Source organism: Streptomyces sp. NPDC002619, from assembly GCF_042889305.1.
Classification (GTDB): Bacteria; Actinomycetota; Actinomycetes; order Streptomycetales; family Streptomycetaceae; genus Streptomyces.
The window spans coordinates 1-22,626 of record NZ_JBIAQV010000022.1 but is presented as its reverse complement, the minus strand read 5'-3'; the positions used below and the strand labels follow the sequence as shown (position 1 = coordinate 22,626).

The 22,626-nt window shown below is 68.7% G+C and carries 25 protein-coding genes; 10 read left to right on the top strand and 15 right to left on the bottom strand.

Features of this window, described 5'->3' with window-relative positions; genetic code table 11:
• Positions 1-237: 237 nt before the first annotated feature.
• Together ACFYXB_RS28525 and ACFYXB_RS28520 are read right to left on the bottom strand one after the other, a co-directional pair.
• Entirely contained in the window at positions 238-759 is a 522-nt protein-coding gene (locus ACFYXB_RS28525) for a hypothetical protein (RefSeq protein WP_389587170.1), read from the bottom strand.
• 370 nt (positions 760-1,129) lie between these two features.
• Positions 1,130-1,288 (bottom strand): hypothetical protein, encoded by a 159-nt coding sequence (locus ACFYXB_RS28520; RefSeq protein WP_389587169.1) that lies wholly within the window; start codon positions 1,286-1,288, stop codon positions 1,130-1,132.
• A gap of 516 nt (positions 1,289-1,804) precedes the next feature.
• On the opposite strand from ACFYXB_RS28520, the gene ACFYXB_RS28515 reads away from it, so the two are divergent.
• A complete protein-coding gene (locus ACFYXB_RS28515; RefSeq protein WP_389587167.1) occupies positions 1,805-2,755 on the top strand; it encodes a Ppx/GppA phosphatase family protein in 951 nt (316 codons plus the stop codon).
• A complete protein-coding gene (locus tag ACFYXB_RS28510) occupies positions 2,752-3,168 on the top strand; it encodes a hypothetical protein (protein WP_389587165.1) in 417 nt (138 codons plus the stop codon). The genes ACFYXB_RS28515 and ACFYXB_RS28510 overlap by 4 nt, the downstream gene beginning before the upstream one ends.
• Before the next feature lie 84 nt (positions 3,169-3,252).
• On the opposite strand, the gene ACFYXB_RS28505 is transcribed toward ACFYXB_RS28510, so the two are convergent.
• Positions 3,253-4,131: a hypothetical protein gene (locus tag ACFYXB_RS28505; protein WP_389587163.1), complete on the bottom strand. Its 879-nt coding sequence runs from the start codon at positions 4,129-4,131 to the stop codon at positions 3,253-3,255.
• A gap of 465 nt (positions 4,132-4,596) precedes the next feature.
• On the bottom strand, positions 4,597-5,061 hold the full coding sequence (locus ACFYXB_RS28500) for a hypothetical protein (protein ID WP_389587161.1): 465 nt from the start codon (positions 5,059-5,061) through the stop codon (positions 4,597-4,599).
• Positions 5,062-5,402: 341 nt separating this feature from the next.
• On the opposite strand from ACFYXB_RS28500, the gene ACFYXB_RS28495 reads away from it, so the two are divergent.
• Complete coding sequence (locus ACFYXB_RS28495; protein WP_389587159.1) at positions 5,403-5,636, top strand: hypothetical protein; 234 nt, start codon at positions 5,403-5,405, stop codon at positions 5,634-5,636.
• A 424-nt stretch (positions 5,637-6,060) separates the two neighbouring features.
• Here the strand turns inward: ACFYXB_RS28495 and ACFYXB_RS28490 are convergent, their stop codons facing one another.
• The 7 genes from ACFYXB_RS28490 to ACFYXB_RS28460 form a co-directional block, all read right to left on the bottom strand.
• Positions 6,061-6,303, bottom strand: coding sequence for a helix-turn-helix domain-containing protein (locus ACFYXB_RS28490; protein WP_389587157.1), 243 nt, complete (start codon positions 6,301-6,303; stop codon positions 6,061-6,063).
• Positions 6,304-6,398: 95 nt separating this feature from the next.
• Entirely contained in the window at positions 6,399-8,102 is a 1,704-nt protein-coding gene (locus tag ACFYXB_RS28485) for a DoxX family membrane protein (RefSeq protein WP_389587155.1), read from the bottom strand.
• 117 nt (positions 8,103-8,219) lie between these two features.
• Complete coding sequence (rlmB, locus tag ACFYXB_RS28480) at positions 8,220-9,161, bottom strand: 23S rRNA (guanosine(2251)-2'-O)-methyltransferase RlmB (RefSeq protein WP_351361668.1); 942 nt, start codon at positions 9,159-9,161, stop codon at positions 8,220-8,222.
• Between the two features lie 95 nt (positions 9,162-9,256).
• Complete coding sequence (gene cysS / locus ACFYXB_RS28475) at positions 9,257-10,660, bottom strand: cysteine--tRNA ligase (RefSeq protein WP_389587152.1); 1,404 nt, start codon at positions 10,658-10,660, stop codon at positions 9,257-9,259.
• 74 nt (positions 10,661-10,734) lie between these two features.
• Positions 10,735-11,229 carry a 2-C-methyl-D-erythritol 2,4-cyclodiphosphate synthase gene (gene ispF / locus ACFYXB_RS28470; RefSeq protein ID WP_388506287.1) on the bottom strand — a complete coding sequence of 165 codons (495 nt, stop codon included), beginning with the start codon at positions 11,227-11,229 and terminating at the stop codon, positions 10,735-10,737.
• Entirely contained in the window at positions 11,219-11,968 is a 750-nt protein-coding gene (ispD, locus tag ACFYXB_RS28465; protein WP_389587150.1) for a 2-C-methyl-D-erythritol 4-phosphate cytidylyltransferase, read from the bottom strand. The genes ispF and ispD overlap by 11 nt, the downstream gene beginning before the upstream one ends.
• A 291-nt stretch (positions 11,969-12,259) precedes the next feature.
• Positions 12,260-12,742, bottom strand: a complete 483-nt coding sequence (locus ACFYXB_RS28460) for a CarD family transcriptional regulator (protein WP_003953493.1) — start codon at positions 12,740-12,742, stop codon at positions 12,260-12,262.
• A 626-nt stretch (positions 12,743-13,368) separates the two neighbouring features.
• On the opposite strand from ACFYXB_RS28460, the gene ACFYXB_RS28455 reads away from it, so the two are divergent.
• Positions 13,369-14,034, top strand: coding sequence for a DUF461 domain-containing protein (locus tag ACFYXB_RS28455; protein ID WP_389587148.1), 666 nt, complete (start codon positions 13,369-13,371; stop codon positions 14,032-14,034).
• A gap of 97 nt (positions 14,035-14,131) precedes the next feature.
• On the opposite strand, the gene ACFYXB_RS28450 is transcribed toward ACFYXB_RS28455, so the two are convergent.
• Positions 14,132-14,812 carry a response regulator transcription factor gene (locus ACFYXB_RS28450; protein WP_010358452.1) on the bottom strand — a complete coding sequence of 227 codons (681 nt, stop codon included), beginning with the start codon at positions 14,810-14,812 and terminating at the stop codon, positions 14,132-14,134.
• The gene (locus ACFYXB_RS28445; RefSeq protein WP_351361683.1) at positions 14,809-16,083 is read right to left on the bottom strand and encodes an ATP-binding protein; all 1,275 of its coding nucleotides are present in this window, start codon (positions 16,081-16,083) and stop codon (positions 14,809-14,811) included. Before ACFYXB_RS28445 ends, ACFYXB_RS28450 begins: the two co-directional genes overlap by 4 nt.
• Positions 16,084-16,305: 222 nt before the next feature.
• On the opposite strand from ACFYXB_RS28445, the gene phoU reads away from it, so the two are divergent.
• The 3 genes from phoU (at position 16,306) to ACFYXB_RS28430 (ending at position 17,735) form a co-directional block, all read left to right on the top strand.
• Positions 16,306-16,995 carry a phosphate signaling complex protein PhoU gene (phoU, locus tag ACFYXB_RS28440; RefSeq protein ID WP_389587146.1) on the top strand — a complete coding sequence of 230 codons (690 nt, stop codon included), beginning with the start codon at positions 16,306-16,308 and terminating at the stop codon, positions 16,993-16,995.
• 165 nt (positions 16,996-17,160) lie between these two features.
• A complete protein-coding gene (locus ACFYXB_RS28435) occupies positions 17,161-17,316 on the top strand; it encodes a hypothetical protein (protein WP_389587144.1) in 156 nt (51 codons plus the stop codon).
• A gap of 167 nt (positions 17,317-17,483) precedes the next feature.
• Positions 17,484-17,735, top strand: a complete 252-nt coding sequence (locus ACFYXB_RS28430; RefSeq protein ID WP_389587142.1) for an SCO4226 family nickel-binding protein — start codon at positions 17,484-17,486, stop codon at positions 17,733-17,735.
• An 86-nt stretch (positions 17,736-17,821) separates the two neighbouring features.
• Here the strand turns inward: ACFYXB_RS28430 and ACFYXB_RS28425 are convergent, their stop codons facing one another.
• Together ACFYXB_RS28425 and ACFYXB_RS28420 are read right to left on the bottom strand one after the other, a co-directional pair.
• On the bottom strand, positions 17,822-18,640 hold the full coding sequence (locus tag ACFYXB_RS28425) for a hypothetical protein (RefSeq protein WP_389587141.1): 819 nt from the start codon (positions 18,638-18,640) through the stop codon (positions 17,822-17,824).
• Positions 18,641-18,852: 212 nt separating this feature from the next.
• On the bottom strand, positions 18,853-19,224 hold the full coding sequence (locus ACFYXB_RS28420; protein ID WP_389587139.1) for a hypothetical protein: 372 nt from the start codon (positions 19,222-19,224) through the stop codon (positions 18,853-18,855).
• A 415-nt stretch (positions 19,225-19,639) separates the two neighbouring features.
• Here ACFYXB_RS28420 and ACFYXB_RS28415 point away from each other — a divergent pair, with 415 nt between their 5' ends.
• The 3 genes from ACFYXB_RS28415 (at position 19,640) to ACFYXB_RS28405 (ending at position 22,165) form a co-directional block, all read left to right on the top strand.
• Positions 19,640-20,050, top strand: coding sequence for a cupin domain-containing protein (locus tag ACFYXB_RS28415; RefSeq protein ID WP_389587138.1), 411 nt, complete (start codon positions 19,640-19,642; stop codon positions 20,048-20,050).
• Positions 20,051-21,173: 1,123 nt separating this feature from the next.
• Positions 21,174-21,599, top strand: a complete 426-nt coding sequence (locus tag ACFYXB_RS28410; RefSeq protein WP_351361705.1) for a VOC family protein — start codon at positions 21,174-21,176, stop codon at positions 21,597-21,599.
• Between the two features lie 59 nt (positions 21,600-21,658).
• Positions 21,659-22,165, top strand: a complete 507-nt coding sequence (locus ACFYXB_RS28405) for a hypothetical protein (RefSeq protein WP_389587136.1) — start codon at positions 21,659-21,661, stop codon at positions 22,163-22,165.
• Positions 22,166-22,626: the final 461 nt, after the last annotated feature.

Here is a 22,626-nt window from a genome sequence, read left to right as displayed (position 1 = left end):
GGTGAGGTTGTCCGCACGCTGTATGACCGTCCCCGACCGATCTCTGTAGGGCGACGGATTGGAAGCTCCCCGTGCCACAGCCGTGCCAGATGCAGGGGTCAGCAGCGGTCAACAAGGGTGGCTGGCGGGTGCATCCGTGCCCGCTAGCTCGGCCGGCGAAGCGGCAGGCCACTGGCCCGGCGCCCCAGCCTCTCTCCTAGAGTGGTGGGTTCGCTACCTGGTTGCCGACGTTCGTGATCAGTGTTGAAGTGCCGCTTTGGCGGCCACGATGATCAGACCGAGCACGAGATTGACAGCGCCGGCGGACACCACGGTCGGTCGAGAGGCGCCGGCCCGTAGGACCGCTGCACTGGCCCACAGGACTTGCTGGCCCACAGCGACGCCGAGCGCCAGCCACGCACCGCCCCTGAGACTCAGGCTCAGCAGCGGGCTGATCGCGACAGCGACGGCTGGCAGAATCGCCGCCTGCGCGATCGGCCATTCCCTCGCGCAGACATGCCGGATCTCTCGCCACGTCACAGGCTCGTGCCGCGGGCGGTCGCCGACGAGGTGGGCGTAGGCGTGCGCGGCCCAGAACACCAATCCGGTGCAGAGCAAAAGCAGCACGAGATGGAGACGCGGAAATTGGCTTTGCGCACTGGCTCCAGCCACCACTGACGCGGCCAGGAGAGAGCCGTACACCGCGCCGGTGTAATCAGTACGGGCCGTTTCGGGCGGTTGCCGAGACGGGCGGTCATCATCGGTGGCGCGGCGGGTCACTCTTCCAGGATGACCGGAAAGGTCACTCGCTGAAGTCTGGGGACCCGCCACTCGGCCGAGTCGTCCCACGCAATGCCGCTCTCGGCCCGCTGAGCAGGGCGAGGTCAGATCAGGTGACATCACCAGCTGACATCAACGTCGCCGGACGACGACGGAGCCCGGCGCTCGGAGCCGGACTCGCAACGGCCTCAGAGCACGAGTCCGAGCAGCGCACGCGCGCCAGGGATCGAACTTGTAAAGCGAAGGTCGTCGGTTCGAATCCGACAGGGGGCTCCCTCTCTGACCTGCGTCGGAGCATCAAACAGGCCCATCGGAGACCGTCTCCGGTGGGCCTGTTGAGCGTCAATGGGAATGCCATGGGAACGAGGCGTCAGGCGGCGTCCTCGCTGGGAACGCCGGCGGGATTCTCGGCCGAGGGAGCACCGGCCATCGCGTCGGGCTCGTGAGCAACGTCACGGTGCGCCGGGGACCTGCGCGGGACCAGAGCAAGCGGAGCCTCGGCCTGGGCGTCCTCGAACTGCGGCAGCACGGACGTGTACGTGTCGGCGGTCAGCGAGTACGAGCCGTGCCCCAGCAGATTCTGGATGGCCCGTGCCTAAAGAAGGCCTGACCACGCGCGGGCTCGGCCGGGATCTCGGTACCGGCACGCGGATCGTCTCACTACTTTGCGGCTGGTGTCTGAGCTAGGACTCCGGGGCACAGAAGGAGCACGTCCAACGGGCCTGCCGTGCGGTGCGGGTGCAGCCGATCCCGGGGGATGCGCTGCGGATGGGGCTCTGCTTCGAGGTGTCGGGGCGGGCCCAGCCGGGCCATGCCGTGGGGGCCCGCGATCGACGCCCTGGGACTGCTGCGGGGGATGCCGGATCCTGGCCGCTCCTTTCGGGAAGCGGAGCTTGCTGCCCCGGCGGGTACGAACAGTGACTAAATGGTGACAGGGTGGATGCGGCGTGGTGTCTGCCGTGGCTCGTTTGGCAACGAGAGGTCTTGAGGACTCGGTCCGCCCTGTCGGGTGCGGGACCGTGCGGTGTCGAGGGAGGGCGGCTGGATGCGGCAGGCGAGTGTGCTCGATGTCGGGTGCCACAGCGCTTTCCTCACCGTTGTGCGGTGGCGACCGGGTGCGGAACTGGAGCCTGTCTTCTCGCACAAGGTGCGACTGCGACTGCACGAGACGCTCGACCGGCAAGGGCGCCTGGGCAGGGCCGGGGTTAAGAGTGTGCAGCGGGCGGTGGCCGAAGCGATCGGTGCGGACGCGCGCCTGCGTCCGCGAGAGGTCTTCGCATTTGCCACGTCCGTGATCCGGGATGCCCCCAATCGCGATGAGGTCATCGCACGGGTGGCCCTCTCGACCGGTACATGGCTGCGGGTGCTGCCCGGCGAGGAAGAAGCGCGACTGGCCTATGTGGCTGCACGCCAGTGGGCGGGTTGCGCGGGAGAGCCCTTGTTGGTACTGGACATCGGCGGTGGCACGATGGAGATCGCCGCGGGGACGGGTGATCAGCCCCGCGTGGTGCGTTCACTGCCGCTGGGCGCACGAACGATCACGCGCAATTGGCTTCCCGGCGGCACGGTCACGTCCACGCGGAGCCTGGCAGAGATCCGGCAGCATCTGCGCCGATCCTTGAGCCAGGCGCCTGGCGTGCCGAAGGCCGAGTGGGGTGAACGTGTTCTCGGCTGCTCCAAGACCTTCGAGCAGCTTGCCCGGCTCACCAACGCCCAGCGGGGCAAGCCACGGCGAAGGCCACGGCTGACGTTGCCTGAGCTACGCGCGGTGATTCCTTTGCTGGCCAGCGTCAATCCGGAGTGCCGTGCCGCCCTGGCAGGCATCTCACGGCATCGCGCCGAGCAGTCCCTGGCGGGAGCACTGGTCGCCGAGAGCCTCCTGGAAGTGTGCGGTGTGGAGAGTGTTGAGATCTGCCCCTGGTCCACCCGGGAGGGGCTACTTCTTGAACATCTGGGCGTCATCGGCAGCCCAGTCCATCACCGACGTACCAGTTGATCCCAACAGCCAAGGACCCCGGCGTCGTCACCGACCGCCTACTGCCCGTCTTCGACACCAAGCCCCTTTACGTCGGCCACCGCCCCTGGGACCCCGGGCCCGAAGCCGACGCCGACGCCCACGCCGACACCGAAGCGACCGCACCGGCCACCGCCGGCGCCACCGACCAGCCCGAGCCCCAGCCCCAGCCCCAGCCCGAACCGCAGGCCCCGGCCGAGCCCGCCGCCAAGCTCATCCCGATGCGGACCCGCCGCACCAAGCCAGCCGCCGCCAAGGTCGCCGACGGTGAGCCCAAGCCGCGCTCCGCCCGCAATCGCACCGCCGAGCCGGCCGCCGCCAAGGCCGAGCCCAAGCCGGGCCCGGCCCGCAAGCGCACCAGCAAGCCCGTCGCCGAGAGGCCCGCTACCTCTTGACCCACCCGGCCGGGCCGCCCTCACCAGGCGGGCGGCCCGACCCCACAACCGGAAGGAAAGAAAGAAAGAGGGAGACGCCCGCCATCACCCACCCCGGAGGGTGCTGAGCAGATCAAGGAATTGCTGCACCCGGCGCCCGTAGAGCAGTGTGAGTACGAAAATCCCGCAGGCGCCAATCACGTACGTGTCGGCACCAGCAGGCAGATGAACGAAGTTGATGCCTACTGCTGCGCCCGCTATCAACAGCGCAGCGACCACCAACTTGAACGGCTCCCAGTCGCGTACCGGTCGGAGGCTGTCGTCGAGGTCTTCTTCGTCGAGCAGCGCGCCTATCCGACCCACCGCAATGCGCTCGGCGACGGTCTGCACCATTGCGGCGAGTTGGGCCAGCGCCACGTCCCCATCACGGTCCACTCGAGCCTCGGCTCCTCGCAAGGCCGCTACCACAAGGCCAGCGTGTTGTTTGAGCTGGCGCCGCCGGTGCGACCTCACGGTGAGGTGACCGGTAGTCCGGTGCAGGGCCAGAATCTCGGGTTCCACGCGCCGGAGAGCACGTGCCATATGGCGAAGCGCACGGGGACGGCGGCGCCAGCTGGCGCTCTTCACCGCCACACAAGACGATATTGCTTTGGCGCACAGGGCTACTGGCTCGCAGCGGCGGAACAACACGGTCTCGCGGACATACGACCAGGGGCGCCCGAGTATGGTCGCCACTGTCCAGATGACTGGCCCCAGATAGACCGCGGTGGCCAGCGCGGCAAGGATCATTGCGAAGAGAACCGATCCGGCAATCAGGCCGAGCGCATCCTTGAACTGGCTGTGCTGCGCAGCGGGCCACGTGTCTGTGACCATGGCAGCCGCAGCGAGGTAGGTAGCGGGCACGACCCCGTTCCACGTCTCCTGGATCAAGGTGGTGGTCCAGTCCAGGAACGGAATGCCGACAAGCACGACGTACAGCACCACGATGTTCTCGGTCGCACGTTGTGTCCGCAGTGCGATTCTCACTCTCGGCGTGGCCGCAGGAAGCCCAAAGGCGTTCAGGTCACTGGCCAGCCTGGCTATCGCCTTGTCGCCGGCCCTCCGGGCTCTCCTGCGGAGCCGTCGGCGCAGATTTCGGATCACAGAGTCAGAGCATGGCAGCCATATGCCCTGACGCGAGAGGCAAGTGCGCAAGGTGCTCGTCCTCCCGCTAGGCCTGACGAAGCACATCCTCATCGTCCGCACCACCACCAAGCAGGTGCACCAGAGATCCGGCCGAGCGTCCTGTACGGACTGGTCCCGCAGATAAGCCCGGGCCGCTAACTTGTGTGCAGCGGCCCGAACAGTGCCCGACGGCCAGAGGCCCTACCCACGATCGGGGTACGCCGGCTACTTCGGTAGGGCATCGTCAACAACGGATCACCCCCACACGAGCGGAGAGCCGGGGCGTTAGTTCGTCTCCGCCACGTCCGTGACCTTGCCGGTCATCTTGGTGCCGGAACTCGCGGTGGACAAGGACGAGGGGTAGTACTCCATCGACGTTCCGTTGGTCAAGTTGATCGTCTCGATGACCGGTCCACTCTCATCACCGTTGATCTGGTACGTGATTTCGTACGTCTTGTCCGGGTCGATAGGCAGGATGCCCTCGTAAGACAGATCCGGCTCCACGTCCACGTTGCATCCGGCCGAGCCGAAGCAGTGCTTCCGCTTGACCTTGATCTTCATCGTGAAGTCGGAGGGACTCGGGTCGGCGTACGCCGGGGTCTCCGTGGTCGGGTCCGACACCGGCTCCGGGGAGGTGGTTGCCGCCGGGGCGGACGAAGACGGGGCAGCGGCATGCGGGGCGGCGGTGCAGGCGGTACCAAGGGGGAGGGCTATCAGGGCTATAGCGGCGAGCAGCTTACGAGTGGTCACGTGCGATCCTCTCCAAGTGTGCGGCGTATGCCGGGCATTCGTTTGCGTGGTAGAGGTTTTCGATGTGGCTGTGATCCCAGCCGCGCATCACCCCCGCGTAGGCGAAAGCGCGCTAGCGCCGTGGGGTCGGTGACGGTGGCGAGTCCGTCGAAGCGAACGAGGCCGTGCAGAGACCGACTTCGCCACTGCCGCGCAGGGTGCGCAAAGGAGTCGGTAATCCGGTGGTGCGCCCACGCGCCCATGTGACCTGCAGGTCAGCGCCAAGGCTGGTCAGGGCGCGGGGTCGGTCTTGGCGGTGTCGTTGACGTTGGTCAGGCAGGCTTTTCTCGCGGTCCGTCACAGTGGCCAAGCTGCGGCTGCCGCAGCAGGACATCTCCGAGCCGGAGAATCTGGAGAAGATGGACGCGCTGTCCTTCACGCCTTGGCGGGTCACCGCCGAGCACGCGCCCCTGGGCAACATCATGCGAGCCCGCAAGGAGGTCTACCGGCGATCCTCCATCGAGCGCCACAAGCTCAACCAACAGCCGCGCGCAGAGCCCCGAAGCGCCGACGAAGTATTTGGCCCGGCCCAATGATGCCGACTGATGCAACGGCAAGCGCCCACCCTGATCACAATCCCCTCTGTACAGCAGGGAAGTTCAGCGACCTCCATAACCGCAGCCGACCATCAACACCCCGCAACGACCGCCTGACCAGCCCAGCAGACCTCAGTGACCTTCGTGCCCATAGTTCGCATCGAGGGGGTCGGCGTCTTCCGAACCGGCGACGCCCTGGCGCGAACCGTCTCTGGGCCGTACGAGGTCAGCCGACGCCGACCAACAACGACAGAAGCCCACGGCATCTGAACTGGTCAGAGCCGTGGGCTTGTTCTGCCTCGCTGGTCAGCCGGACGGCTGATCAGTACACCGGCTACTGATCACGCTCGATGGCGCTTGGCTCGCCCACTGAGACTCCACGGCCGCACCTTCGGCCTGCCCCTACCGGGCGGGGGGACGCGTGTCACTGATCCAGTGCGCCGGTGACGGTGAACAAGTCGCCAGGCCGGCAGTCGAGGGCCTCGCAGATCCGGGTGAGCGTGGCGAAGCGGATTGCCCTGGCCCGGTTGTTCTTGAGGATCGAGAGGTTCACGACTGTCACACCCACTCGAGCGGCGAGTTCGGTCAGGGTCATCTCGCGTTCGGCGAGCAGACTGTCGAGGTGGCAGACCACCCGGTGCGGTTCGTCCGCGGGATCGGCTTTCATGTCAGACGAGCCCTTCGAATCCGACAGGGGGCTCCAGGAATCGCCAACGCAAAAGGGGTCCCGCACATCGTGTGCGGGACCCCTTTGCGCTGCCGCTAGCCGAGCAGTCCGCCCACGAGCCCCGGGCTGCCCGAGGAGGACGAGCCGCCGCCCGGGGCGCCGCTGGCGCCGCCTGTGCCGCCCGTGCCGCCGGACGTGCCGCCTCCCGACGTCGGGCCGGCCGAGGTGCTGGGCGCCTGGCCCGACGGGGACGTCTGCTGGGGCGGGGCCTGGCCCGCGGTGCCCTGGGTCTGGCTGGGTTGGCCGCCGGTCGCCGCGCCGGAGGAGTGGGCCGCGCCCGGCGTGGTCGCCGCGCCGGACGGGCTGGTGCCGGCCGTGGCGCCGCCGGACGGTGTGCTGGAGGCCGGCGGGGTCGTGCCGTGCCGTTGGCCGGACTCCTCGGGCAGGGGCGAGCCGGGGAGGTTGTTGCGCGGGGCCTCGCCGGGGCCAGGGACGACCACGCGGCTGGAGTCGCGTACGGCGCCGCCGAGCAGGGAGCCGATCAGAAGAGTGAGGCCGACCGTGACGGCGGTGATGAGGGCGCCGCGGCGCAGGACGTAGCGGCGCAGTTCCCAGATGTCGGAGCGGGGTCCGAGGGTGCGCCAGGCGCTGCCCGCGAGTCGGCCGTCGACGGAGTAGACCGGGGCGCCGGCGATGATCAGCGGGGACCAGGCGGCGAGGTAGATGATGTCCGGCGCGTCGTAGGCGGGGACGGTCTTCCAGCTGACGGTGACGATCAGCGCGGCCGACAGGAGCGCGCCGAGGACGGCGCCGACGCGCTGCCAGCAGCCGAGGATGGTCAGCACGCCGACGATGACCTGGACGAAGGCGATGACGAGGCCGGAGCCGACGGGGTGCTGGAGGGCGAACTGGCGTAGCGGCTCGGCGACTTCCCAGGGGTGCAGGGTGTTGAGCCAGGTGACCATGGAGCCGCGTTTGCCGCCGTCGAAGTAGAGGGGGTCGCAGAGTTTGCCCATGCCGGCGTAGATGGAGATGAAGCCGAGGAAGATGCGCAGCGGGAGCAGGACGACGCCGAGGTTCATCCGGCGGCCGGGGAAGTAGGCGTGCCGGGCGGGGTCGTCGGCGTGGCGCCTGCCGGAGGGGTCGGCGATCAGCTCGTCGGGGTCCTCGTAGTCGTCGAACTCGTCGTCGGCGTAGGCGGGTTCGTCATAGGCGGGTTCGTCATAGGCGCTGCCCACGGTCCGCATGTGGGGCAGGATGCGGGTCTCGCCGGAGCCGGCGGTGCGCTGGTGGCCGAGGACCGGGGTCTCGACGGTGCGGTCGAGGTCGCCGTAGTCGCCGTAACCGTCATAGTTGTCGTATCCGCGGTAGCCGTTGTCGGTGCCGGCGTAGTCGTCGTCGACGCGTGGGATGACCTGGGTGGCTCCGCCGTCGGTGGACGGCTCGTCGGCGTAGCCGAGGCTGCCGCCCCGTACGGCCTGGAGCAGGCGGTGGGCGCCGGTGTCGTCGGGGGCCGAGCGGCCGCTCCAGACGACCGGGCGGCGGCGCGCGCCGGTTGCGCCCGCGGTGCCGGCGACCGGGATGCGGGCGGTGGCGCCGGTGGCGCTCAAGTGCCGGGCGACCCGCGGGGATTGGGCAGGCCTCTGCGAACCGCCCAGCTGTACGCGGAAGCTCGCGTGATTGACGATGACCTGCGCCGGATCGCTCGCCACCTTCACCATGCTCAGCGCGGGAGCGTCGTCGAATCCCGACGAGCGGTCCCCCGTGGGTGTGCGGGGTGTTCTGGTGTCCACACTCATCTAACCGAGTGATGCGGAGTTAGGACACTGCTTCGGCGCGTCGGATCTGTCCGGACCGCGTCAAGGATGCCCGGGACACCCGAATTAGCCCGTACGGGTGAGGTTTCGTACCCGCGTTCAGTCGCGTCGGCGGGACGCCTCGTACAGCACGATGCCCGCGGCGACACCGGCGTTGAGCGACTCGGCACCGCCCGGCATCGGGATCCGTACCCGGAAGTCGCAGGTCTCGCCGACCAGTCGGGACAGGCCCTTGCCTTCGCTGCCGACCACGATGACGACGGGGCCCTGCAGGGCCTCCAGGTCGCCGAGCGCGACCTCTCCGTCGGCGGCGAGCCCGACGACCGTGATACCGGCCTTCTTGTACGACTCGAGAGCGCGGGTGAGGTTGGTGGCGCGGGCGACGGGGGTACGGGCGGCCGTACCGGCGGAGGTCTTCCAGGCACCGGCGGTCATGCCGGCGGCGCGCCGCTCGGGCACGACGACGCCGTGGCCGCCGAAGGCGGAGACGGAGCGGACGACGGCGCCGAGGTTGCGCGGGTCGGTGACGCCGTCGAGGGCGACGATGAGCGGGTCCTCGCCCTCGTCGTAGGCGGCGTCGGCGAGATCCTCGGGATGGGCGTACTCGTACGGCGGGACCTGGAGGACCAGGCCCTGGTGGTTGAGGCCGTTGGTCATGCGGTCCAGCTCGGGACGCGGGGCCTCCATGAGGTTGATGCCGCCGCGCTCGGCCGCGAGCTGGAGCGCCTCGCGCACCCGCTCGTCGTTGTCGATGAACTGCTGGACGTAGAGCGTGGAGGCGGGCACGCCCTCGCGCAGTGCCTCGACGACCGGGTTGCGGCCGACGACGAACTCGGAGGACGACTTGCCGCCGCCCCGGCGCTGCTGCGGACGCACCTGTGCGCGGCGCGACTTGGCGGTGGCGGCGCGCTGCTTGGCGTGACCCTTGCGCATCTCGGCGGGCGGGGTCGGCCCCTTGCCCTCGAGGCCCCGGCGTCGCTGGCCGCCACTGCCGACCTGCGCGCCCTTCTTGCCGGACATGCGGCGGTTGTTCGCGGCCATGACCTACCTGTTCTCTACGAATGTGTGTGTACGTCTATGCAGTGTGCCGCCCGGAAGGCCGGGCGGCACAATCGATCTTGCGTTGCCGCGGCGGCTCAGCGCGGACCGAGGGTCCAACGAGGGCCCTGCGGGCTGTCCTCGATGACCAGGCCGGACTGGTTGAGCTGGTCGCGGATGGCGTCGGCGGTGGCCCAGTCCTTGCGGGCGCGGGCGGACTCGCGCTGGTCGAGGACGAGTCGTACGAGGCTGTCGACGACACCGTGGAGGTCCTCGCCGCGGTCGGCGCTCTCCCCGGCCCAGTGCGGGTCGAGCGGGTCGAGGCCGAGGACGCCGAGCATGGCCCGCACTTCGGCGAGCCGGGCGACGGCGGCTTCCTTGTCGTCGGCGGCGAGGGCGGAGTTGCCCTGCCGGACGGTGGTGTGGACGACGGCGAGGGCCTGCGGGACGCCGAAGTCATCGTCCATGGCCTCGGCGAAGGCGGGCGGGACCTCGGCCGCGGGCTCGACGGCTCCCCCGGCCTTCTCGACGACGCGCTGGACGAACCCCTCGATGCGCGCGAACGCCGACTCGGCCTCGCGCAGCGACTCCTCGCTGTACTCGATCATCGAGCGGTAGTGCGGGGTGCCGAGGTAGTAGCGCAGGACGATGGGCCGCCACTGCTTGACCATCTCGGAGACGAGAACCGAGTTGCCGAGCGACTTGGACATCTTGTCGCCGGCGATGGTCACCCAGGCGTTGTGCAGCCAGTACTGGGCGAAGTCGTCACCGTAGGCCTTGGCCTGGGCGATCTCGTTCTCGTGGTGCGGGAAGATCAGGTCGATGCCGCCGCCGTGGATGTCGAAGGCGGAGCCGAGGTACTTGTGCGCCATGGCGGAGCACTCCAGGTGCCAGCCCGGGCGCCCGGGTCCCCACGGGGTCGGCCAGGTGGGCTCGCCGGGCTTGGCGGCCTTCCACATGGCGAAGTCACGGGGGTCGCGCTTGCCGGTCTCGCCCTCGCCGGAGGGCTGGAGCAGGTTGTCGAGCTCCTGCCGGGACAGCTGGAGGTAGCCGGGGAAGGAGCGCACGTCGAAGTAGACGTTGCCGTCGGACGCGTAGCCGTGGCCGCGCTCGATGAGCCCCTGCATCATCTCGATCATCTCGGGGACGTGGCCGGTGGCGCGGGGTTCGTACGTCGGCGGGAGGCAGCCCAGTGCCGTGTAGCCGTCGTCGAAGGCGCGCTCGTTGTCGTACCCGATCGACCACCACGGGCGGTGCTGCTCGTGGGCCTTGCTGATGATCTTGTCGTCGATGTCGGTGACGTTGCGGATGAACGTGACGTCGTAGCCGCGGTGGGTGAACCAGCGGCGCATGATGTCGAAGTTCAGCCCCGAGCGGATGTGTCCGATGTGCGGGGCCGCCTGGACAGTGGCGCCACACAGGTAGATCGAGACGTGACCCGGCTGGAGCGGGGTGAAGTCACGGATCTGCCGGGCGCTGGTGTCGTACAGGCGAATGGTCACCACACCAGGGTAGTGGGCGCATGACAGTGCCATGCGCCTTCCGGCCAGGAACGGCCCCTCGGAGGCTGTCGCGCTCAGTCCACCCGCACCACGAGCGCGGTGGCGATGGCCATCAGTCCCTCATCGCGTCCGGGGAAGCCGAGTCCGTCGGTGGTGGCGCCGGAGACGGAGACGGGCGCCCCGGCCGCTTCCGAGAGGAGCTTCTGGGCCTCGTCGCGGCGCTTGCCGATCTTGGGGCGGGGGCCGACGACCTGGACGGCGATGTTGCCGATGCGGAAGCCGGCCTCGCGGACGATCCGGGCCGCCTCCGTCAGCAGTGTGACCCCGGACGCGCCCGACCACTCGGGGCGCCCGGTGCCGAAGTGCTGTCCGAGGTCGCCGAGGCCGGCCGCGGAGAAGAGGGCGTTGCACGCGGCGTGGGCGACGACGTCGGCGTCGGAGTGGCCGGCGAGTCCGGGCCCCTCGCCCTCCCACTTCAGGCCGGCGCACCACAGTTCGCGGCCGTCCTCGAAGGCGTGGATGTCGGTGCCGATGCCGACCTGGGGAAGCACCACCTGCTCAGAAGCCATCGTTGAGCCTCCTGCGGGCCAGGACGGCCTCCGCGAGGACCAGGTCCAGCGGCCGGGTGACCTTGAAGGCCTCCTCGTGGCCGGGGACGACGACGACCGTCAGGCCGAGCCGCTCGACCATGCTCGCGTCGTCAGTGACGTCCTCGGTGACGCTCTCGTGGGCGCGGACCAGGGCCTCCCGGTCGAAGCCCTGGGGTGTCTGGACGGCCCGCAGGCGTGACCGTTCGGGCGTGGCGACCACCGGCTCCGGTCCGGGCACGGCCTGGGGCTCGACCTCCTTGACCGTGTCGGCGAGCGGCAGCGCGGGGACGACGGCGGGGGCTCCGTCGCGTACGGCCTCGATGACCGCGTCCACGGTGTCCACCGGGACGAGCGGGCGGGCGGCGTCGTGGACGAGGACGATGCCGTGGCCCGGGGGCAGTGCGTCGAGTCCGAGTTTCACCGACTCCTGGCGGGACTCACCGCCGGGGACGACGAGGAACTCCGTCCGCTCGGGCAACTCGTACGCGTCGAGCAGCGACTTGACCTCGGCGGCGCCGTCGGGCGGGGCCACGACGACGACGAGGGAGACGGAGCGGGAGGCGGCGAGCGCGCGCACGGCGTGGATGAGCATGGGCGTGCCGCCCAGCGTGCGCAGCGCCTTGGGGGCGCCCGGGCCCAGGCGTACGCCCCGTCCGGCGGCCGGGATCACGGCTGCGACCTGGGACTGAGCGGGCGCGGCAAGCGGTACGTCAGACATCGGTTCCTGTCAGGTTTGTGTGCTCGGCCTACGTGGGTATGGCCTGGAGGGAGTGCCGGGCGCGACGTCTTGACCGGACCCTTCCGTGACACCGGTCGAGTCGGCTGCCCGGGCCCGGCACATCAAGTATCGGGGGAATTCCTCCGTGGCATGCGGCATCCGGACACCCCTTCGTCCGACGCAGCCCGGCGTACTTTCCGGGGACGAACATGCCGCAGCGCCCGGCGACAGGTGAGTGTCATCGGGCACCGCGGCATTTGTGCTGAGCCGAGCGGGCGTTGCCTGCTTAGGTCAGGACGCGAGAACCTCGTCGAGCAGGGCCTCGGCCTTGTCCTCGTTGGTGTTCTCCGCGAGGGCGAGCTCGCTCACCAGGATCTGGCGGGCCTTGGCGAGCATGCGCTTCTCACCGGCGGAGAGTCCGCGCTCGCGCTCACGACGCCACAGGTCACGCACGACTTCCGCGACCTTGATGACATCGCCGGAGGCGAGCTTCTCCAGATTTGCCTTGTATCGACGCGACCAGTTCGTGGGCTCCTCGGCGTACGGCGCGCGCAGCACCTCGAAGACCCGGTCCAGCCCGTCCTGACCGACCACATCACGCACGCCGACGAACTCCGCATTGTCCGCTGGCACACGCACCGTCAGGTCACCCTGGGCGACCTTCAGCACCAAGTAGGTCTTGTCCACGCCTTTGATCTGGCGAGTTTCGATGGCCTCGATCAGCGCGGCCCCGTGATGGGGATAGACCACGGTGTCGCCAACCTTGAACGTCATGTGACAGGTACCCCTTCCGTGGCTATCCAGGGTAACACGGAAACGGCGGGTTCTGAATGGCGTTTTCGCAGGTCAGGGCATATCTCGGGGCTTGACAACAGCGACAGAAACGTGCTTCGGAAGGCCCGCGGAAGCAGGTATTCGCAGGTCGGAGCGGCTCTCCGGGCGAGGTGAAACGCGTACGTTACACACATCCGGAGCCCCCTCCAACCGGGCGAACGTCCCGTTTTGTCTGGTTCCAAGCGGGCGACTTCCGCTACTCCGTTCGGTGACCTGAGGCGGGTACGGGACGTTTTCAGAATTGATCACGGGCACTTCGCTGATCAGCGCCTGATCTGCGGATGATCTGCGGACGATCTGCGGCTGATCAATTTCCGTGACGGCCATGCATTCCTTCACGGAAATTTTGCGGACCAGGTTATGTGAATGGCGTACCAGCGTCGGACCAAAGTGACTCGGGAGTCACTTGTGCGGGGCGGGGGTACCCCCAGCCGGAGGGAAGCACGGTGCTCGGGGGAGGGTCGGGTGCAGCGGCTCGGGAACGGCTCGGTAACCTAAGGCCGCTGACAGACACTTAGGGCGGCTTTATAGGGAGTCGCCCCTGCGTTCAAGGAGTTGCCGCCGCCGTGAGCAGCAGCCTTCGACGCGGCGCCCTCGCCGCTTCCGCCATCGCGTTCTCGATCGCCTCGCTCGCCGCGTGCGGCGCCGGAAACGACTCCCAGACCCTGCAGATCAAGCCGGACAACGCGGCGACGAGCGTCGGTGCCATCAAGGTGCAGAACGCGATCGTCATCACCCAGCCCGACCTGCAGTCCACGGGCCCGGCCGTGATCTCCGCCACCGTCTTCAACACGGGCACCACCCCGCAGACGCTGCAGTCGATCGCCGTCCCCGGCACCAACAAGACGGCCGACCTCTCCCCCGCCAAGGGCCAGTCCCTGACGATCCCGGCCGGCGGCCGGCTGATCATCGGCGGCAAGGACAACGCCTCCGCCGTGCTGGCGAGCAGCCGCGAGTCGGTCCAGGACGGCAACGCCCAGAAGATCACCTTCACCTTCAGCGAGACCGGTGACGTGAGCCTGCGCGCCTTCGTCGTCCCGGCCGAGAGCTACTTCACCGGCTGGGGCCCGAGCGAGATCGCGACGCCGACGGCCACGGCCGCCGCGGGCGCGACGACAAGCGTCAAGCCGTCGAAGAGCGCCTCCAAGAACGCGACGGACAAGCCGACCGACTCCGCGTCGACGACCCCCGACGCCACCCCGACCGACTCGGCGTCGGCATCCGGCAACTGAGCGGCCGTACGACAGCCATCAGGCAGGCATACGGCGAAGGGCGGCATCCTCAGAGGGTGCCGCCCTTCGCCGTATGTCATGTCCGTCCGGGGCCGGTTTACGGCTCGAACTTGTAGCCGAGACCGCGCACCGTCACCAGGTAACGCGGAGCGCCCGGGTCCGGCTCGATCTTCGCGCGCAGGCGCTTGACGTGGACGTCGAGGGTCTTGGTGTCGCCGACGTAGTCGGCGCCCCAGACGCGGTCGATGAGCTGCATGCGGGTCAGCACGCGGCCCGCGTTGCGCAGCAGCATCTCGAGGAGGTCGAACTCCTTCAGGGGGAGGTCGACCTTCGAGCCGGAAACCGTCACCACATGGCGGTCCACGTCCATGCGGACGGGGCCGGCCTCGAGCGCGGCCGGAGTGACCTCCTCCGGCTCACCGCGGCGGCGCAGCACCGCACGGATGCGGGCGACGAGTTCGCGCGAGGAGAAGGGCTTGGTGACGTAGTCGTCGGCTCCTATCTCCAGGCCGACGACCTTGTCGATCTCGCTGTCCTTGGCGGTGACCATGATCACCGGGACATTGGAGCGGCCGCGCAACTGGCGGCACACTTCGGTGCCGGGCAGCCCCGGCAGCATCAGGTCGAGCAGGACGAGGTCGGCGCCGTTGCGCTCGAACTCGTCGAGTCCGTCGGGGCCGGTGGCCGCGACGGCGACCTCGAAGCCCTCCTTGCGGAGCATGTACGACAGGGCGTCGGAGAAGGACTCCTCGTCCTCGACGACGAGCACTCGGGTCACGGAAGGACCTCCGGGGCAGGAAGCGTTTCGTACGCGGTTGAGTCGGGGGAAATGGAGGATGACTTGCTGGTCTGCCCGTCCTCTTCGTCGAGGTCGGGATGCTGCTGGGCGCGGTCTCGGGCCGCACCCGCCTCCGGCAGCCGCAGAGTGAAAGTGGAGCCCTGGCCTTCGGCGCTCCACACCGTGACCTCCCCGCCGTGCGAGGCGACCACGTGCTTGACGATCGCGAGACCCAGACCGGTGCCTCCGGTGGCCCGCGAGCGGGCCGGGTCGACGCGGTAGAAGCGCTCGAAGACGCGCTCCTTGTCCTTCTCCGAGATGCCGATGCCCTGGTCCGTCACCGCGAGTTCGATCATGTCGCCACCGGGCGAGCCGACCCGGCGGGCGGCTATGCCGACGCGGGTGCGGGCCGGGGAGTAGTTGACGGCGTTCTCGACGAGGTTGCCCAGGGCGGCGGCGAGTTGGCCGCGGTTGCCCCAGACGTGCAGTTCGGCGGTGCCGCCGGCGGCCATGGTGATCTGTTTGGTGCCGGCCTGGTGGCGGCAGCGGTCGACGGCCTCGGCGACCAGTTCGTCCACGCGGACGGGCTCGGCGTCCTCCAGCGGGTCGTCGTTCTGCACCCGGGAGAGGTCGATGAGTTCCTGGACCAGGTTGGTCAGGCGCGTGGCCTCTATCTGCATGCGTCCGGCGAAGCGCTCCACGGCCTCCGGGTCGTCGGAGGCGTCCATGACGGCCTCGGACAGAAGGGAGAGCGCGCCGACGGGCGTCTTCAGCTCATGGCTGACGTTCGCGACGAAGTCACGCCGTACCGCCTCGATCCGCCGGGCCTCGGTGAGGTCCTCGACGAGGAGGAGCACGAGCCGCGACCCGAGCGGCGCCACGCGCGCGGACACGGCGAGGGCCTCGCCCCGTCCGGTCCCGCGGCGCGGCAGATCCAGCTCGACCTGCCGTATCTCACCGTCCCTGCGGGTGTCCCGGGCCATCTGGAGCATGGGCTCGACGGCGAGCTTGCCGCCGCGGACCAGTCCGAGGGCGTACGCCGCGCTGCTCGCCTTGACGACGGCGTCGGCCTCGTCGAGGACGACCGCGGAGGAGCGGAGCACGGACAGGACGGTGTCCACACCAGGTGGCAGCCCCGGATCCGTGTGCAGGGAGGTCCGCGTCGGGCGCTTCTGCTCCCGCTCGCTCCAGCGGAACGCCAGCATGGCGATCACGCCGGTGAGCACCCCGGCGATCGCTGCCGCTGCGGCGACCGCCGCGTTCACGTCCATGCACCCAGGTTAGGCATGCCCTACGACATACCCACAGCCGTCTAAGTGCGAGCAGAAACACTCGTCGCCCAGAGTTCACCTTGGAGCCAGTATTGGTTCATTTGGGGTGGCGGAAACGGACGCGTACGACCCGGAACGTGGGAGCGTGGGCTTCGCACCGCTGGTTTCGCCACGGGCCCCGGCCCCGGAAGCCACCCAAGACACGTAGGAGAGGGAACCCAGATGCGGGACGCGTACCACGAGGAACTCGACTCGATCGGCGACGGTCTGGTGGAGATGGCCCGGCTGGTCGGATCGGCGATCGGGCGCGCCACGACGGCGATCCTGGACTCCGACCTCAAGCTGGCCGAGAGCGTCATCGAGGCGGACAAGAAGGTCGACGAGCTCCAGCACGACCTGGAGGCCCGCGCGATAGCCCTGCTGGCCCGCCAGCAGCCGGTGGCCACGGACCTGCGGATCGTCGTCACCTCGCTCCGTATGTCCGCCGACCTGGAGCGCTCGGGCGACCTCGCCCAGCATGTGGCGAAGCTCGCACGCCTGCGCTTCCCCGATCACGCGGTCCCGCACGACCTGCACGCCACGATCCTGGAGATGGGCCAGCTCGCGCAGCGCCTGATGGCGAAGGCGGCCGAGGTCATCATCACCAAGGACGTCGACCTCGCGCTCCAGCTGGAGCACGACGACGACGAGATGGACCTGCTGCACCGCGCGCTCTTCCAGCACCTGCTGGACGACAAGTGGAAGCACGGCATCGAGACGGCCGTCGACGTCACCCTGCTCGGCCGCTACTACGAGCGCTACGCCGACCACGCGGTGGCGGTGGCCAAGCGGGTCGTGTTCCTGGTGACGGGCGAGCACGCGAACGAGCTCCAGCCGGACGTCCAGCCGGTGACGGGAGTCGAGGGGGCGTAGCCCTCCGGGGATCACCGGTGTTCCGCCGGGGGCTCGAAGACGTCCGCTCCGGGCGCCGGGGCGCCTCCGTGCGCCGTTGATGCGCCCGATGAAGTGGGCACGTAATGGGTACGGAATGGGCAAAGGCATCAGGCGCCCGAGCCTCCAGCCCTCCGGGAGGGACACATGGCCGAATCCCCCAGTACGACACCCGACCCCACGCAGGAGCGCGAGACCGAGCAGCCTGCCGAGATCAAGAGCCTCCCGCTCTTCGGCGCGTGCGGCTGCGGCTCGGGCTGCGGCTGCGGCTGCCAGTCGGGCAACCCCTGCCAGTGCGGCTGACGCCGTACGTTCGCGCGTACGAGGACGAAGGGCCCCGGTGATCGACACCGGGGCCCTTCGCCGTACGCCGGCGGGCAGCGTTCGCCCCTCGGGATGCCGAGGCGCAGCATGGAAGGGCGACGGGGAGACGGGGGCGCAGGAGAGGGAAGGGAAGGAGGCGCGCGGCGATGGCGCAGTTCATGGATATCCACCACGGGATGAAGGGCATCACCGACGAGATGCTGAAGCAGGTGCACCAGGCCGACCTGGACGTCGAGAAGGACGAAGGCGTGCACTTCGAACGAGCCTGGGCGGACCCCGAATCCGGAACGGTCTACTGCCTGTCCGAGGCGCCCGACGCAGAAGCGGTCCAACGCGTCCACGAACGCGCGGGCCACAAGGCGGACGAGGTCCATCCGGTGCCGTTGTCGATCTGGTGACGGCACGACGGTAGGTGTACGGGGGTGGCCGGGGCGGGCGGAGGGCGTTGCACACGCCGTCCGCCCGCCCCGGTTTCGCGTCTCGGTCAGCCGAGGAAGCGGATGGACCTCACAGCCGGGAACCCGATGGCGGACAGGTCGTTGACGTCGCCCTGGACGACCAGGGACTTGCCGGTGCAGTCGGGGCCGTCCCAGATCTTGGCGGCGCCGCTGATCTGCAGCGAGCCGGAGAAGCGGACGGGCTTGCAGCCCGGGCCGGTGATGCCCTCGGCCGGGTCGGCGAAGTCGGCGGAGTCGAAGAACGTGGCGCTGGTCGCGGGCGACGCGGTAGGGGCCGTAGTAGCGCCGTCTCCCCCGTCGGCGGCCTGGCCGGCCTTCTGCCCGTCGGGCGTCACACCGAACCAAGTCCCGCCCACGCCCTGCCCGTTGGTGTCGCCGGGCTTGGTGTCCTTGCTGAACAGGTAGACCGGCCGGCCGCCGATCGTGACCTGGAAGGCGCCGTCGCGCGGGATGAAGCCGACGGCCGACTTCTGGATCCCGTCGATGAAGGCCTTGCCGCCCTTGGCGACCAGATACGGCGGCCAGGTGGTGGCGCAGGCGTCGAAGCAGTTCGACTTGGACGGGTTCGCGGTGTCCTTGTCGAAGCGGTACAGCGTGAACCCGGCCCCGTTGATCACGACGGGGTCCAGCGCGTCCGCCTTGCCGGCGGACAGCTGCACCCACTTGCGGGCCACGGGCTTCTTCGCGGCGGCGGTGGGCGCGGCGCCCGGCGCGAAGTCACCGGTGTTCGGCCGGGCGTTGTGCTGCTGGGCGGTGCCGTTCTGGAAGGCCAGATCGGCCGAGCCGCCCGCGGCGGCGGCGTTGCCGTCCCCGTCGGTGCCGTTGCAGGCGGAGAGCAGGAGCATCCCGACGGCGGCGAGAGAGGCGAGCGTCGTGGCACGAGTACGGAATCCCGGTGATTCGGTTCGGTGGGCCGCCCCGGCGTCTCCGGGACGGTGCCACCCCCAGCTGCGAACCACGTCACGGGCACTCTCAGCCGATCATCGGCCTGAGACACAACGGCGATGGATCCCGAACTGGCTGGTGACAGACGGGATGTTCCCGAGAACACGGGGGCTCATCGGTAGTCCTCGGGGTGGCCCTGCATCCACGTATTGATCTTGTCTCGCGTTCCGGTGAGGAGGTCCTGGTGCTTCTTGAGGTTCTCGAAGGAACTGTCGTCGCCAAGTCCGGTCCGCAGGGCCGCGATCCACGCGAGGGGTTCCTTGAAGTGTGCGGGGCCCTGGGGGTCCGCTTTCATCGCCTCGTCGAGGCTGCCCAGCTCGTCGAGCACCCGCCCCAGGAAGTTCTCGCAGTTCCCCGGGGTCGTACACCCGTCGTTGTAGGTGGCCTGAAGCCTCGCGAACACATCGCGGACCTTCTCGACTCCCGGTGTCGGCTCCACCGTCTCCGGGGTGGGCAACTCGTCGGTCGCCGGAGTCGAAGCCACCTTGCGGACATCGCCCGTCGGCGACGCCCCGTCGCTCGGAGACCTGCCCGGACTTCCGGAGCAGGAGAGCAAGACCGACGCCAGGGCAACGACGAGGGTGGGGGCCACGAGGGTACGCCGAACGCGCATGCTGATCATGCCGCGTACGACGCTTCAGCGGGGTCACTGGTTGTGCGCTCCTCGGCCCAGAGACGGCCCCAGCACAGCAACAAGCCCCCTACCCGAGGAAAACCCGCAGGCAGGGGGTTGATCGATCAAGCTTCGATCACCAGGGTCGATGGGCAAACCGAGCGCCCTCACCCGCTCGGGAGACCGGATCTCCGGCGCGGCCCTGGGCGGGTCCGCCGCGTAGGGCTGTCACAAACGGGGAGGCCGTCTTGTCCTCACTGCGGACAGTCTCTGTTTGGAGGAATACATGAGCGCTGAGCACGCACACCAGCCGCCAGGCGTTGAGGTGATCACGACCCTGCCGGACGCGGCGGCCGTCATCCCGGCCGGCGCCGAGGCCAGGACCATCCGTGTCACCCTGCCGCCCGGTGACCCCGGCGCGCCGCCGCACCGGCACCCCGGGGCACTCTTCGGCTACGTGACCCAGGGCGAGATCCTCTTCGAGCTGGAGGGGCAGCCGCCCCGGGTGCTCAAGGCCGGTGACGCCGTGTTCGAGCCCGGGGGCGACGTCATCCATTACCAGGGCGCCAACAACCTTCCGGACGCGCAGTCGCAGCTGGTGGTGACCATGTTCGCGCCGCCCGGTACCCCGGTTCTGACCGTGGTCAGCGCGGAGGAGCTGGCCGAACGACGACACCTGCGGGCTACCCAGCCATGATGACCACCAGCATTCCCCCGGCGTGGCTGCCGATCGTCGCCGCCGTCCGTGCTCATTGATGTCAACATTGGATGTCAGCGGAACAGCCCCGGGACCGGGCAGACCTCCATTGGTTCGTCCGGCCGGTCTGCCCAGCTCCACCAGACCTGTCGGCCGACACACCTCCACAGCGATCGGCAGGTCTTGGAGATCACCGGGCCGCCGGACTTCATGGGCTGGCTTCACTCGGGACAAGCCCGGGCATCGCGCACCGTAACCGAGTGACCTCGTCGTCCTGAAGCAACATGAGCAGGCTGCGGATCGCGTGAGGTGGTCTCCCGCTGGCACGCTGCCCTCATGGACCACGCAGAAGTACTGCTCATCGGCGGGCGGGCGGGTGGTGACGGACGGACGGCCTGTCGTGGACATCGCGCGAGAGGGGGTGGCCATCACCGGTTGGGCCGGGCCGCACTTCGTCCACAAATCGTGAGGGTCCAGGGTGGACCCAGGCCACGAAAATGCCTCCCATCCGCGCCGAACGCGCAGGTGGGAGGCATGATCACAAAACCTACTTCTTCTTGCCCTGGGTCTGGCGGGCCCGTTTTTCGGCCCTGGTCAGCGGGGTGCACGCCCCAACTGACCTGCGGCTGAGCGGTTGTTGGTGGTCGTCGTTGGTCGTTGCCGGTCGTCGTCGGAGGTCCCACAGAGGTCCCGGCTCGGGGCCCGTCGTGGCCTCTAGCGGCCGGACCCGGCGAGCACCGTCGCCGCGAGTCGTTAGGCCGGCTAACGTTAGCGGCTCTGATAGCGACTGCCCCTTACATCCGAGTCGCTGTCGATAGCGGCAGGGGTCGCTAACGATAGCGACCCTGATAGCGACCAAAACCGCAGGTGACCAGTACGTTAGCGGTGAGCGAGCCGTCTGGTCAGACCCCGGAATCGGGCCGTTAGGCGCCTCTGAGAGGGGCGCCGCCGGATCGCTATCGGGTCGGGCCGTGCCGTGTGCCCCCCCGGCTTCGGCCTGTCGCTCGATGCGAGTTCCGAAATCCACCGATGAGTTCCGCAGGCTGGGCCTGTCTACCCGGTCGTACACCATCGAACCTCGGACTGGAGACCCACCATGACCACTCCCGCACACGCCGGTCGCATGCTGTTCGTGAACATCCCCGTGGCGGACATCGAGCGCAGCAAGGCGTTCTTCGCGCGGCTCGGGTTCAGCTACAACCCGATGTTCACCGACAAGACCGCCGCCTGCATGCTGGTCGGCGAGCAAGCCTCCGTCATGCTGCTCAGCCACGAGACGTTCGCGCAGTTCGCGAAGCTGCCGATGGCCGATCCCACCACGCACACGCTGGCGCTCTACTGCTTCAGCGTGTCAGCCCGCGATGAGGTTGACACGGTCGCTGAGGCTGCGCTCGCCGCGGGCGGCTCCGAGGCGGATGGCCCCGAGGACCACGGCTTCATGTACTCACGCAGCTTCTTCGACCTCGACGGCCACGGCTGGCAGGTCATGTGGATGGATCCGTCGAGCACCTCGGACAGCTCGACTTCCTACACGCCCGCGAGAACGTGATCCTGTTTTTCTGTTGTACCGCATCTCCGGCTGTCAGTGCTGCATGGCACTGTGCCGGCATGACGACAACGACAGAGCTCACCCTCTTCGCCGACTACTTCCAGATACACGTATCCGATGCGGATTCGGACGGTGATCTAAGCGACGCGTGGACGGATCAGGCCGTTGCTGATCACCTCGCGGTTGTACAGGATGCGCTGGGCATCGGCACGGCGGTCAATGTCAACGTATCCGTCACTGTTGTCGTCCTGCCTCAGGAGCCGAGTGATGACAGCTCGGAATTCGATCACGTGGTTGAGGCCAGCCTCGATGTGTCGTTGGGTCGCCTGATGGTTCTGGGCTGCACGGATTACGCCCCCGATGCGGCTACGTTCGAGGTCTTGCCAGGCTGGAACCGCGTCCGCGTGTCCCGGGGCAACTTGGCTCGGGCAGTTCAGGCCGACATCGACTCTGACGAGAGCCCCGAAACCACTGAGAAGATCCGTATCCAGGTGTGGCCAGCCCCGGAATTTCCAGCAAAGATCATCAAGCGGTGGTCACAGCCCGGCGACGAGCTCGACGCATAGGTCGGCGGAGTCTTTAATGGCTGGCTCGTGTGCCCGTCCTTCGCGCCGCACTTTCGAACCTGCGGCCAAGCGCTTAGAAGAGACTGGCGCGCTTGCTTGTGATCACGGCCTTGACCTGCTGCTTAGGCGATACCCAACAGTACGGCTTGGCGATGTCACCGGGTATTCACCGGAAGCGAGTGTTCCGGGTGGGCGCCAAGGGCCTGGCTGGAGCTCGACCTCTTCGTCCCGAAGCAACTTGGGCGTGTGCCTGACCTGGAGCCGCCGCGCCTCTCACCTCATGCGATGGTCCGCAAGCGTCCGTGCTTTAGTTGTCCGCAGCTGCGTGTTGGCGTTGTCACGCGGTTAGACACACACCCTGGTTCGCTAGCCTCGATCGTTCATGAGTCTCCGTGGGTTCACTGACGGGGACTCAGTATTTGTGTGGTTCGGTCGTTTCGGCGCCGGGACAGGTTGAGGGC